Source organism: Thalassospira marina (assembly GCF_002844375.1).
Taxonomy (GTDB): Bacteria; Pseudomonadota; Alphaproteobacteria; order Rhodospirillales; family Thalassospiraceae; genus Thalassospira; species Thalassospira marina.
Window position 1 is genome coordinate 3,757,803 of the sequence record NZ_CP024199.1, and the last position, 13,021, is coordinate 3,770,823.

Annotated in this window: 9 protein-coding genes; 5 read left to right on the top strand and 4 right to left on the bottom strand. The window is 55.7% G+C overall.

Going from position 1 to position 13,021, the window contains the following annotated elements:
- Positions 1 to 31 precede the first annotated feature (31 nt).
- On the bottom strand, positions 32 to 826 hold the full coding sequence (gene trpA / locus CSC3H3_RS17140) for a tryptophan synthase subunit alpha (protein WP_101285612.1): 795 nt from the start codon (positions 824 to 826) through the stop codon (positions 32 to 34).
- Positions 826 to 2,091 carry a tryptophan synthase subunit beta gene (trpB, locus tag CSC3H3_RS17145; RefSeq protein ID WP_101285613.1) on the bottom strand — a complete coding sequence of 422 codons (1,266 nt, stop codon included), beginning with the start codon at positions 2,089 to 2,091 and terminating at the stop codon, positions 826 to 828. Before trpB ends, trpA begins: the two co-directional genes overlap by 1 nt.
- Before the next feature lie 113 nt (positions 2,092 to 2,204).
- On the opposite strand from trpB, the gene CSC3H3_RS17150 reads away from it, so the two are divergent.
- The gene (locus tag CSC3H3_RS17150; RefSeq protein WP_101285614.1) at positions 2,205 to 3,143 is read left to right on the top strand and encodes a LysR substrate-binding domain-containing protein; all 939 of its coding nucleotides are present in this window, start codon (positions 2,205 to 2,207) and stop codon (positions 3,141 to 3,143) included.
- A 182-nt stretch (positions 3,144 to 3,325) separates the two neighbouring features.
- Here the strand turns inward: CSC3H3_RS17150 and secA are convergent, their stop codons facing one another.
- Positions 3,326 to 6,046: a preprotein translocase subunit SecA gene (gene secA / locus CSC3H3_RS17155; protein ID WP_101285615.1), complete on the bottom strand. Its 2,721-nt coding sequence runs from the start codon at positions 6,044 to 6,046 to the stop codon at positions 3,326 to 3,328.
- Positions 6,047 to 6,349: 303 nt separating this feature from the next.
- Between secA and CSC3H3_RS17160 the strand changes: the two genes are divergently transcribed.
- From CSC3H3_RS17160 to argJ, 4 genes are all read left to right on the top strand, one after another.
- Positions 6,350 to 7,474, top strand: coding sequence for a hypothetical protein (locus tag CSC3H3_RS17160; RefSeq protein WP_101285616.1), 1,125 nt, complete (start codon positions 6,350 to 6,352; stop codon positions 7,472 to 7,474).
- 40 nt (positions 7,475 to 7,514) lie between these two features.
- A complete protein-coding gene (locus CSC3H3_RS17165; RefSeq protein ID WP_101285617.1) occupies positions 7,515 to 8,594 on the top strand; it encodes a hypothetical protein in 1,080 nt (359 codons plus the stop codon).
- Positions 8,595 to 9,059: 465 nt separating this feature from the next.
- Positions 9,060 to 9,899 carry a peptidylprolyl isomerase gene (locus CSC3H3_RS17170; protein ID WP_101266616.1) on the top strand — a complete coding sequence of 280 codons (840 nt, stop codon included), beginning with the start codon at positions 9,060 to 9,062 and terminating at the stop codon, positions 9,897 to 9,899.
- Between the two features lie 171 nt (positions 9,900 to 10,070).
- A complete protein-coding gene (argJ, locus tag CSC3H3_RS17175; protein ID WP_101286294.1) occupies positions 10,071 to 11,300 on the top strand; it encodes a bifunctional glutamate N-acetyltransferase/amino-acid acetyltransferase ArgJ in 1,230 nt (409 codons plus the stop codon).
- Between the two features lie 56 nt (positions 11,301 to 11,356).
- Here argJ and CSC3H3_RS17180 read toward each other — a convergent pair whose 3' ends face one another.
- Positions 11,357 to 12,637, bottom strand: a complete 1,281-nt coding sequence (locus CSC3H3_RS17180) for a pentapeptide repeat-containing protein (protein WP_101266620.1) — start codon at positions 12,635 to 12,637, stop codon at positions 11,357 to 11,359.
- Positions 12,638 to 13,021: the final 384 nt, after the last annotated feature.

Sequence of the window (13,021 nt, forward strand, 5' to 3'; positions counted from 1 at the left end):
CAACCTGCCACATCCATAAAAACCTTAGCCGTCAGGCGGCATTTGGTCGCAAGGCGGCGGCCAGGGATGCAACTTCGCCCAGGGCCTGATCACGCCCTTCGCGGGCCAGAACATCTACAAGGCGCGACCCCACCACAACCAGATCGGCAAATTGCGCCACTTCGCGAATTTGCGCCGCCGTTTTAATGCCAAAACCAGCCGCAATAGGCAGGTCCGTCTGGCGACGCAGGCGGCCGACAGCCTCCTGTATCTGGCTGGCATCGGGGGTGGCGGCCCCGGTCGTCCCGGCAATGGCGATATGATAGACAAACCCACTGGCCGGTTTTAGCAGGGCTGCCAGCCTTTCGTCGTGGCTGGTAGGGGCTGTCATCGCAATCAGATGCATCCCAGCCTGTTCGACCTGCGCACGGCAGGGGCCTGCATGTTCCAGCGGCAAATCAACGATGATAATGGCATCAGCCCCGCTGGCACTGGCATCGGCAAAAAAGCGCGCGGTGCCATACCGGCGCACCGGGTTGAAATAGCCCATCAAAACAATGGGCGTTTCATCATCACGCTCCCGCACTTCGCGCAGCATTGCCATCATGCGTTCTATGGTCTGCCCACCCTGCAGGGCGCGGATATTGGCGGCCTGCAAAATCGGCCCATCTGCGACAGGGTCACTAAAGGGCATGCCCAGTTCGATCACATCCGCCCCGGCAGCACCAAGATTGGCCAAAAGTTCTACCGTGGTGTCGTAATCCGGGTCACCACCGGTAAAATAGGTTACCAGACCGGCACGGTTCTGCCCTTTTAACTCGGCCATTTTACGATCAAGGCGGTTCATTACTGGTCCTCCGCTTGCGGGGTGGTATTGTTATTGGCGGGCTGCTTTGCCTTTTCCTGTCCATGGCGCAAAACGGTTGCCATATCCTTGTCGCCGCGGCCGCTCAGGCAAATCACAAGGCTTTGGTCCTGACGCATGGTGGGTGCCAGTTTGCGGGCAAAGGCCAGGGCATGCGAACTTTCAAGGGCGGGTAAAATCCCCTCGCGCCGGGTTAACCAGTGGAAGGCATCAACGGCCTCGTCATCGGTAACTGATGGATAAATCACCCGTTTCATATCGTGCAAAAGGGCGTGTTCGGGGCCAACACCGGGGTAATCCAACCCCGCCGAAATGGAATGGGCATTGCGAATTTGCCCGTCATCATCTTGCAGAAAATAACTAAGGCAGCCATGCAAAACACCGGTTTCCCCGGCACCGATGCAGGCAGCGTGCGCGCCACTTTCAATGCCGTGGCCGCCAGCCTCGACCCCGAAAAGTTTCACATCCTTATGTGCCAGAAACGGATAGAAAAACCCGATCGCATTGGAACCACCCCCAACGCAGGCCACCATTGCATCTGGCAAACGACCGGTTTTCGCCTGGATCTGGGCATGGGTTTCGCGACCAATGATCCGCTGCAAATCACGCACAATACGCGGATAAGGATGCGGCCCGGCCCCCGTACCTAGCAGATAATAGGTATCGGCGACATTGGTGATCCAGTCGCGCAGGGCGTCATTCATCGCATCTTTCAGGGTTGCGGTGCCCGCATGAACCGGGCTTACCGTGGCACCCAGCATTTTCATGCGCTGCACATTGACCTGCTGGCGGGCAATATCCTCGGCCCCCATATAGATCACGCATTCCAGCCCGAAAAGCGCACAGGCCGTGGCGGTTGCCACCCCATGCTGCCCGGCCCCGGTTTCGGCAATGATGCGGCGTTTCCCCATGCGGCGCGCCAGCAATATCTGCCCCATGCAATTATTGATCTTGTGCGCGCCGGTATGGTTCAAATCCTCGCGTTTCAGGTAAATCTGCGCGCCACCCAATTCGCGGGTGGCATTTTTGGCATGAAAAAGCGGGCTGGGCCGACCGACAAAGTCGGTTAAAATTTCTTGCAGCTCGGCCCAATAGGCCGGGTCATTGCGGGCTTCTTCATAAAACTGTTCCAGGGCACGAAGGGCGGGCATCAGGGTTTCAGGCATATATTGGCCCCCATAGTCGCCAAACTGGCCCAGTTCATCGGGTTCTTCATGATGAAAATTATGGTCTGTCGCGGGCTGCATCGCAGTGTTTCCTCGTTCCGTGATCCGTTTCTGGGCACAAACTAGGCAAAACGGTAGAGATGCGGAATCGACAAATTCTTGCCTAATGCTGTTAGAAAAAATAACATCTAGAAATGTCAAGATTACCGCCGCTTAACGCCCTTCGCGTTTTTAACGCTGCCGCGCGCCATTTGAATTTTTCACTGGCGGCAAAGGAATTGTGCGTCACCCACAGTGCGGTCAGCCACCAGATCCGCCATCTCGAAGACTGGATGGGATGCACCCTGTTTGTGCGCCATGCCGGGGGTGTGCGCCTGACCGATGCGGGGCAAAGCCTGCAACAAACCACGCAGCAGGCCTTTGGTATGCTGGAAACGCGCTGTATTGAAATTATGACACGGCGTGAACCGGCCCGCCTGGGCCTGGGTGCCCCGGCCAGTTTCCTTGCCAACTGGCTTATTCCGCGCATTGAAAAATTTGAAAACCACCATCCTGACATCGCCCTGAAACTGCAAACCAGCACATCGATTGCCGATCTTTTAAACCACAATGTCGATGCGATTATTCTGGCCGGGTCGAACTGGCCTGCGGGCGTGACTGCCGTTCCGCTATTTGCCGAAACCATCGGCCCAGTTTGTGCAGCAACGCTGGCTGAAAAAATCACAAACCCGGCCGATATTGGCCACCATGCCATATTAAATACATCCTCGCGCCCCGGCGCATGGGCAGATTGGGTAAAGGCCCTAAAAACGAACCAGACACCAAACCCCGCCAGTACCAGGACCGCCAGCGCCAGCATCAGCCCAACGGGCCGACAGTTCGACCATCTGGGTTTGATGCTGGAAGCAGCCATTGCCGGGCTTGGCATTGCCATTGCGCCGGAACTTCTGGTCACACAGGAGCTTTACCGCAACCGCCTGCATGCCCCGCTGGGATTTGTGCCATCGGGCGCATTCTTTTGCCTGTGTTATCGCAAGGATGACCCGGAAAATGCCCAAATGACCAGCCTGCTGGCATGGTTGCGCGACGAGGCCGGGTTGGATGTTGAAGTTGAGGCTAAAACCAAGGCCTGACCGCGTACGGTAAGGACATATCCGGGCCCGGGTCCGCAGCCTTGCGACATTCTGCCAATTAAGCGGCGATCACATCACACCGCACCCGCACCGCACCACGCAAACTCTCTTAAAACCGCATTCCGGGCATAAAAAAAAACGCGCCACACGAAGCGGCGCGTTTTTAATCTGGCAAAGGTCAATCAGCCGATTTGACCGTGGCAATGTTTGTATTTTTTGCCTGAACCGCACGGGCACGGGGCATTGCGCGAAACGCGGCCCCAGGTTGCCGGGTTGTTCGGGTCAACCGGGCCAGTTGCCTGACGGGACTGCGCAGTGTCCTGCATGCGTTCCTCGGCGGCGGTTGCTGCCGTGGCATCGCTTTCAGGGGCCGGGTGGCTTTCGTGCATTTCCTGCTGGCGGCGCGGTTCAAGGTCTTCCGGGCGCGGGGCAGACTGCAATTCAACATGCGACAGCATCTGCGTGACACGTTCACGCAACATGCCCAGCATGCCTTCAAACAGGTTAAAGGCTTCGCGTTTGAACTCGTTTAACGGATCACGCTGACCATAGGCACGCAGGCCAATGCCCTGACGCAGATGGTCAAGTGCCAGAAGGTGGTCTTTCCATGACTGGTCAAGCAACTGCAACAGCAGGCTTTTTTCGACCTGACGGATGATATCGGCACCATAATTGGCAACCTTGGCGGCCATTTTGGAATCAACGGCTTTTTCGATGCGTTCCTGCACGACAGACGGATCAATGCCTTCTTCCTTGGTCCAGTCTTCGACCGGCAGATCAAGGCCGAACAGGCGCAGGCATTCTTCATGCAGCGAAGTTGCTTCCCATTGTTCCGGATAAACTTTTTCCGGGCAATGGCGGGCAACCAGACCTTCGATGACTTCGGCGCGCATTTCCGCGACGTCTTCGGCAACGTCTTTGGCCTGCATCAGGTCGCGGCGCTGTTCATAAATCACCTTACGCTGGTCATTCATGACATCGTCAAATTTCAGCAGGTTCTTACGAATGTCGAAGTTGCGGCCTTCAACCTTCTGCTGTGCCTTTTCCAGCGCCTTGTTGATCCAGGGGTGGTAAATGGCTTCGCCTTTTTCCAGCCCCAGCTTCTGAAGCATGCTGTCCATGCGTTCAGAACCGAAAATGCGCATCAGGTCATCTTCGAGCGACAGGAAGAATTTCGATGCCCCCGGGTCACCCTGACGGCCCGAACGGCCACGCAACTGGTTATCGATACGACGCGATTCATGGCGTTCAGTACCAATCACAAACAGGCCGCCAGCTTCGTGAACCTTTTTCTGGTCGGCAGCGACTTCTTCGCGAATGCGGGCGATGCCTTCTTCGCGTTTTGCATCCTCAACATCGGCCAGTTCAAGTTCGGCACGCATTTCAACGTTACCGCCAAGTTTGATGTCGGTACCACGACCGGCCATATTGGTGGCAATCGTGATTGCACCGGGTGCACCAGCCTGGGCAACGATATAGGCTTCGCGCTCATGCTGCTTGGCGTTCAGGATTTCGTGCGGAATTTTACGCTTTTTCAAAAGCGCGCTGAGCATTTCCGACTTTTCAATCGACACCGTACCCACCAGGGCCGGCTGGCCGCGGTCATGGCATTCGACCAGCAGGTCGGCAATGGCATCCCATTTTTCTTCGGCAGTACGATAGATTTCGTCGTCATAATCTTTACGGGCAACCGGGCGATGGGTCGGAATTTCAACCACGCGCAGACCGTAAATTTCTTCAAATTCCTCGGCTTCGGTCATGGCCGTACCAGTCATGCCCGAAAGCTTCGGATAGAGACGGAAATAATTCTGGAAGGTGATCGAGGCCAGGGTCTGGTTTTCGTTCTGGACTTCGACGCGTTCCTTGGCTTCAAGCGCCTGGTGCAGGCCATCGGAATAACGGCGGCCTTCCATCATACGACCGGTAAATTCGTCAATGATGACAACCTTGTTGTCCTTGACGATGTAATCGGTATCACGCTGGAACAGCTTGTGCGCCCGCAAAGCCTGGTTGGTGTGGTGCACCAGATGAATATTGTTGATGTCATAAAGGGTTCCTTCGGTCAGGATTCCCATTTCTTTCAACAATTGTTCGGCATGCTCGGTCCCTTCTTCGGTCAGGGTCACGGCACGGGCTTTTTCGTCTTTTTCGTAATCTTCGTCGGTCAGCTTGGGGATAAGCTGGTCAACCGCCTGATACATGGCCGAGCTGTCTTCGGCGGGGCCGGAAATGATCAGCGGGGTACGGGCTTCGTCAACCAGGATCGAGTCAACTTCGTCGACGATGGCATAGTTGAATTCGCGCTGAACCATGTCTTCCAGACGGAATTTCATGTTATCGCGCAGATAGTCAAAGCCAAGTTCGTTATTGGTGGCATAGGTGATGTCACAGCGATAGGCCGCGCGGCGCTGGTCATCGGTCATGCCATGCATGATCACGCCAACCGACATCCCCAGAAAGCCGTAAACCTGCCCCATCCATTCCGCGTCACGACGGGCCAGATAATCGTTGACCGTCACAACGTGAACGCCCTTGCCTTCGAGCGCATTAAGATAAACCGGCAGGGTCGAAACCAGGGTTTTACCTTCGCCCGTCTTCATTTCGGCGATTTTGCCGTCATTCAGAACAATGCCGCCTGTCATCTGCACATCATAATGACGTTCGCCGCGAACACGTTTTGCGGCTTCGCGCACCGTGGCATAGGCATCGGGCAGAACCTGGGCAAGGGTCTCACCGTTTTTCAGACGATCGCGCAGCCATTCGGTGCGGGCGCGCAGGTCTTCGTCAGACAGTTTTTCGACCTCGGGTTCCAAGGCGTTGATTTGCTCGACCGTGGCCCGAAGGGCTTTGATTTCACGATCGTTAGCTGAACCGAAAATTTTCCGGGCAATGACGCCGAGCATTAAAACGTTCCTGGATAAAATGAAAATAACAAACAGACGGGTTCCGGGATAATACCGGGCCCGATCACAGATAGAACCCTGACTTTGATCTGTCAACGGAACGAACCACTAACTTGCATGTGATATGCCCGCATTCATACCATTCCGTATAAATCTGCCCGTTTTTTGGTTCTTGAGATGGGCGTAAAAAGGCATTATGGTAAAACCTTAAGTTTTCAAAGCGGGCAAGTAGCCCGAACATATCGCCCGATCCGGCAAAACCGGCCATGATCCCGCGATATCGTGCCTCAGGAGGAGGATATCATGGCGGATATATCCGCATTTGGCCCGCTGCGTGGCGGATCGATTCCCAATACGGATGCCCGTTTGACCCAGGGGCATGGCACAGATTCCGAAGCAGGCACGCGTCTTGGCCGCCCGGCATCTCAGGCTGTTGACCGCCTGTCGCTTTCGCCCCAGGCCGTAAGTGCGGCACAGGCCAGCGACAAATCGGGCAAAACAGACGCAAACCCGCTGGTTTCGGCTGACGGACTGGGCAATGATGCCCTGTCATCGGCGCTGGAACTGGTGCGCGACAGCGTTACCGAAATGTTTGCCCTTTCCGGCATGAGCGATAGCGACGCCAAAGCCGCGACCCAGTCGCTGTTTGACAATATCAAGGAAATGGCATCAGGCTCTGACAGCTTTGATTTTTCCTTCAAACAGGCGATTGCCAGCCATTCGCGCAGTGAAATTGCCTATAGCAACGGCAATGCATCGGCAGCGGGCTTTGCCGAGTCTGCCATGTTTGCCGCCCAGTCGCTTGATATCAGCATCGACAATACCACCGGCGATTTTTCATTCAGTTACAATACCGCCAAGCTGGAAGTTTCCCGCGTATCGGTTGCCGCCATTGGCAATAGCGCCGGTGCCGCCATGGGCGCATTGGGCACGGCCCTTAACGGGCTTTCGGGTGGCGGGCTGGTTAACAGCCTTGGCCAGTCGGCCGGGGCAGGCACGGGCGGGCTTCTGTTTGATATGAACGGCACAGGCGTTGCCGACTTCATCAAGGATCTTCTGGAAAAAACCACCGGGGATTCCAGCGCCGCCGCCAAAACAACCGACCAGCAGGGCGATGCCGCCGCAGGCAATGCAAATGCAGCCAGCACCAGCCAGGCTGGGCCAAGCAGCGCTGATCTGGCCCTGAAACATGCAAGCGACCTGCAATCCCAGTTGATGAAACAGGCCGCAGTGATTGTGCGTGAAGTCCAGCAGATGATGCAGCCCGATGAAAACGGCGTTGACCGTCCGATCACCAAACTGGGGATCGAACTGATGCTGCCGCTGGGCCGTGCGGGCAATGATGGCACATCGCCAACCTTCCAGATGCCCGATGGCAACAAGGTTGCAATTGCCCCGGGCGATGATGCATCGGGCCTGAACGCGTAAACCGCCTTTTCCTGAAACGCTGTCATAACGGAGACAGCCGATGGTTTCACTTGGCATGAATAGCGCGGCACAGGGCCGCGCCAGCGCACTGCTTTCCACCCAGCAAGCCGGTAACGGCGGCAGTGCCAGTCTGCAGGCCAGCGCCTCCACGCGCAGCCAAAGCGCGATCAGCATTAATGCCACCACGAATGGCGCAACCAGTGCCGCGCGCACCGCACAGGGCGCGGCAGGCAATGCCAGCACCACATCGGTTGGGGCCAGTGCATCCTCGCAAATATCGCAGCAGCTTCATCTAACCGTGAATGGCGGCGATGTGGTCAATGATGCATCGCGACGTATGAACCGCGATGCATTGATTGTTTTTGCAATGCTTGGCGTTCCGCCCGAACAGGCCCGCAAAATGGCGGAAGACCTTTCGGGGACAGCAGATGCCGTCGTAAACCATCAGGGTTTCAATGCTGCGCTTCGTAATGCGGGCCAGGGAACCGGCGGGTTTTCGCTGGTGGCAAGCAGCGTCGAATTGCAGGTCAGCCAGACCGACATTCAGGCCAGCAGCAGCAATGGTGGTGTGACCCGCATTTCGGTGAGCGATTTTCAAATGCGCGTCAGCCAGATTCGCATGGAAATTGGCAATGTCACCCAGCAGGACCCGCTGATTTTGGACCTGGATGGCAATGGCATTGATATTACCAGCCTGCGCGACGGGGCAGTTTTTGACCTGGATGGCAATGGCACAAAGGACCGCGTGGCATGGGTTGCCGGCAATGATGCCCTGCTGGCACTCGATAAAAACAAAAACGGCCAGATCGATGATGGCACCGAACTGTTTGGCGATCAGAATGGTGCCAAAGACGGTTTTGCCGAACTGGCAACCTATGATGATAACAGCGATGGCACCATCGATGCGCAGGACAAGGTGTTTTCATCGCTGATCCTGCTCCATGCCGATGGCTCGCAATCCAGCCTGAGCGACGAAGGCATTGCCAGCATTCGTGTTTCCGCCATTACGCCCTTATCCGAACGCCTTGTCGGCGGCACACTGGCAGCCGAAGGCGAATTTGTGCGCGATGATGGCAGCGTTGGCAAAACCGGCGAAGTCCTGCTCGACATGCAGGCGTGACAATGCCTGCTTTCGTATGAAGCGGGCATTACATGTCATTGGTGAATGACGCATCCCATCCGCGATTGCCAATCCGGTCTAAAATTTGCTCACAAATCCCATTGCCCGGCGTCTGTTGGCGGCCTGTTTGCCGCTCACATATGCTTTTCCATCAATCCCGCCCCGCCCTTTATTCCTGCCTGGCAAAAAACAAAGGTTGGTTTTGTCAAACCATGTAAACGGCGTGGCCTTTGGGGCGAAAACCGGAAAAGCGCACCTGATTGGCACGCAAGCTCCCTTAAATTGCCGCATTATACCGTTAGGGAACGGGAAATGACTGTCGCATTATCACGTTTACGCCAGCCAACCGGGAAAAAACCGTGACATTGGCGGCTGCCTCTTGTGCCGTGATAAAGGATATGATTTACCCGTTAGATATCAGGAACAGGGCCTCTATGGCCCCGAATAAATAAATCTGGAGAAAACATGCTGCGTAAAACCCTTCTTGCCGCTTCACTGGCCTCGGTCCTTCTTGCATCACCGGCCATGGCGCAGGATTCCGCCCCGGCTGAAGACAAGGTTCTGGCAACCGTCAACGGCGAAAAAATCATGGAATCCGAAGTCCGCGCAACGCAGCAGGGTCTTCCGGCACAATACCGCCAGTATCCGTTTGAAGCCCTGAAGCCGATGCTGCTGGACCGTGAAATCAGCCAGCGCCTGCTGACCATGGCTGGCGAAAAAGACGGCCTGAACGACGATGCCGAGGTCAAAGACCGCGTGGCAGCCATGAAGCGCCGCATCGTTGCTGAAACCTATCTTGACCGCCAGATCGACAAGATCGTGACCGAAGATGCCGTGAAAAAACGTTACGACGAGTTCGTTAAAACCAACGAACCGGAAAACGAAGTGCATGCTCGCCACATCCTGCTGGAAAACGAAGCCGACGCCAAAGCCGTAATCAAGGAACTTGATGGTGGTGCGGATTTCGCCGAACTGGCCAAAGAAAAATCAACCGGCCCGTCCGGCCCGAATGGCGGCGATCTGGGCTTTTTCACCCATGACCAGATGGTGCCGGAATTTGCCGATGCCGCGTTCAAAATGGAACCGGGCAGCTACAGCAAGGAACCGGTTAAAACCCAGTTTGGCTGGCACGTGATCAAGGTTGAAGAAACCAAAAAAGGCGAACAGCCGAGCTTTGAAGAAAAGCGTAACGAGCTGGCCGCAGAACTGACCCAGGATGCCTATAAAAAGCTTATTGCCGACCTTCGCGCCGATGCGAAGATCGACAACACCCTGGAAACCCCGGAAGCCAAAGAAAGCAAATAAGCCAGCGGTTGTGCCAACCGGCACCCCAGATGCTTGATTGCAGATGACGAAACGGGGTTGGCCCAATGGCCTGCCCCGTTTTTATTTTACAAGAGACAGCCTTTCGGATGGCATTGGTTCATCCGTTTTCGCATTGCCGGTAACCCCGGCCAGACAAGGGACATTAAACACATGGCTGCACATTCCGTTTCGCCGCTTGCCCCGGCCGCATTTCCCGAACTGCCCGCAATCAATGGCGTGAAGCTGCATACCGCGACCCTTGGTATCCGTTATAAGGGCCGCCCGGACGTCCTGCTGGCAGAACTGGCCGAAGGCAGCGCCGTTGCCGCCGTTTTCACCACATCAACCACTGCATCGGCTGCGGTGCGCTGGGGCCGCGAGGCATTGCGCGGCGGCAAGGCACGGGCATTTCTGGTAAATGCGGGCAATTCCATTGCCTTTACCGGCAAGGCTGGCGAACAGTTTGTCGCTGATGAAGTTGCTGCCACCAGCAAACTTTTGTCCTGCGAGAAAAACGAAATTTTCACCGCATCGACTGGCGTAATCGGCGAACCGGCCAAGGCTGACCGCATTACCGATGCCCTGCCCGCCATGCTGGCAGAAACCGCATCCTGGAGCGATGCGGCCCGTGCGATCATGACAACCGATACCTTTGCCAAAGGTGCTACCGCCAGTGCCGAAATTGATGGCACCACGGTTAAAATCGCGGGTATCGCCAAGGGTTCAGGCATGATCGAGCCGAACATGGCAACCATGCTGGCCTTTGTGTTTACCGATGCCAAAATCCCGCATGCGACCCTGCAGGCCATGCTGGCAGACTGCAATGGCCGCAGCTTCAATGCCATTACGGTTGATAGCGACACATCAACTTCCGACACCCTGCTGTGTGCCGCAACAGGTGCCGCTGGCAATGCCGAATTTGATGATCCCAATGGTCCGGACCTGGCTGCATTTAAAACCGCGCTGGAAGCCGTCCTGGTTGATCTGGCCCACCAGATCGTGCGTGACGGCGAAGGTGCCAGCAAGTTCATCACCGTCAATGTCACCTCGGCCCTGAATGATGGCGAAGCCAAAACAGCAGCCAAGGCCATTGCCAATTCGCCGCTGGTGAAAACCGCAATTGCCGGTGAAGACGCAAACTGGGGCCGTATCGTGATGGCTGTTGGCAAATGCGGCGTCATGGCCGACCCCAACAAGCTCACAGTTTCAATTGGCGGCATTCCGCTGGCCCATAAGGGCGAACGCGTTGCCGATTTTGACGAAGCCCCGGTAACCGCCCATATCAAAGGCCAGTATATCGAAATTGATGTTGATCTTGGCTTTGGTAATGGCAGCGCGACGGTGTGGACCTGCGATTTGACGCATGGTTACATTTCCATCAATGCCGATTACCGCAGCTGATTTAACGCTGCCTGGCAATAAGACGACAAAGGCGCCCGCGGGCGCCTTTGCTGTTTTTATTTCGGTTTTTCCGGCAATTTGTCCTTGGGCGGCAACAGGGCGGCATGCAGGTTGCAACCCTCAAAATCCGCACCTTCGGTATCGCAATTTTTAAAACTGGCGCCCGAAAAATTGGCCCCGTGAAACCGGGTATTACGCATCCGGGTTTCGGTAAATTTCACATTGCGCAAATCACATTGCTGCAGGCTGGCGTCGCTGATATCGGCTTTCCAGCTATCACCCGTGGCAGCCCCCGACGCATCACGCTGCGCCACCGGGCCAAGCTGCACGCCCAGCAACACGGCCCGGTCAAGCTTTGCCCCCATCATGCGCGCACCCGAACAATGCGCACCGGTCAGCTTGGCACCTTCCATGCTGGCATTGCGAAAGGATGCGAGGATCAGCACTGCATCCATAAATTTGGCATCGCGCAAATTGCAATTGTCAAAACAGGCCCCGGTCAGGTCGCTGCCTGAAAGATCAATGCCGACCAAATCCTCGCCCGACAGGTTAAGCGGACTGCCATTTTGCCCCTCGCTGCTGATCCAGGCGGCATGCTGGTCGATGCGTTCCTGAATAAGGTCCGGCAATTTCGGCCCGCGTTTTAACCCAATCGCGCCATTGGTGTTACAACGGCTAAGATCAACTTCCGACAAATCGACATTGCGCAGGTTCACCCCACTTAAATCCGCCCCGGTCAGGTCCGCATATTTAAGGCGCGCCCCTTTCAGATTGGCGTTTTTAAGCTTCACCCCTGTCATTTTACAGCCGCTAAGGTCCGCACCTTCCAGATTGACGGCAAACATGTTGGCTTCGCTCATATCGACATTGTGAAGCTTGGTATTGGACATGTTGGCGTTGGCAAGGTTGGTGCCCCACATTTTGGCACCCGAAAGGTCCGCGCCACTTAAATCGCTGCGCCGGCTGATCTGGCGTTCACGCCCGGCTTCAAGAATAACAATGGAGCCCGCGCGCAAATCGGCCTCGGTAAAGTCGGTGTCGCACAGACGGCTGCGCGCCATATTCACACCGCGCATATCCGCGCGATTGAAAAACGACCCTTCAAGATCGGCTTCGACAAAATTGCTGGCAAACAGATCGGCAAAATCAAAACGGACATCATGCATGACCGCCTGAATGAAATTGGTGCCAGGCAGCACGGCATTTTCAAGCGTGATCCGCCGGACTTTCAACCGGGACAAATTGGCATTACGCGCCTGCAAACGCTTGCCCCCCGGTTTTCGCGCGACAAACGCCTGATGCAGGCGGATGGATTCATATAGCTCTTCGCGCGTCATCACCGCTATAGGCCCCCCACATAACCAAACCGGCTTTTCTTGTTATCGGTTCCCGAATGTCCGGCCTGTCTTGATGTCCCCGACCAGGTCATACTCCCTTTTGTACGGCTAAAATTATACAATAGACGCAGCATTCGACAACGTTAAAGCATCGTTAACGGGCGTCCTTTCATCAGCATTTGATCAACTGGCGCGCAAACCCTGTGATTGACGTGGCGAATTTTTTACCCACCTGCCAGACCGATACGCGTTCTGCCACACTGTAATGCGATTAAAAATCAAAAAAAGCCAAGCAATTACACCAATAAAGAGAAAAAGTGGCGTATACTCAGAAAACGGTATTTCCCCTGTCCTTACCTTTATTTCAACGGTGCGAACCCCCAG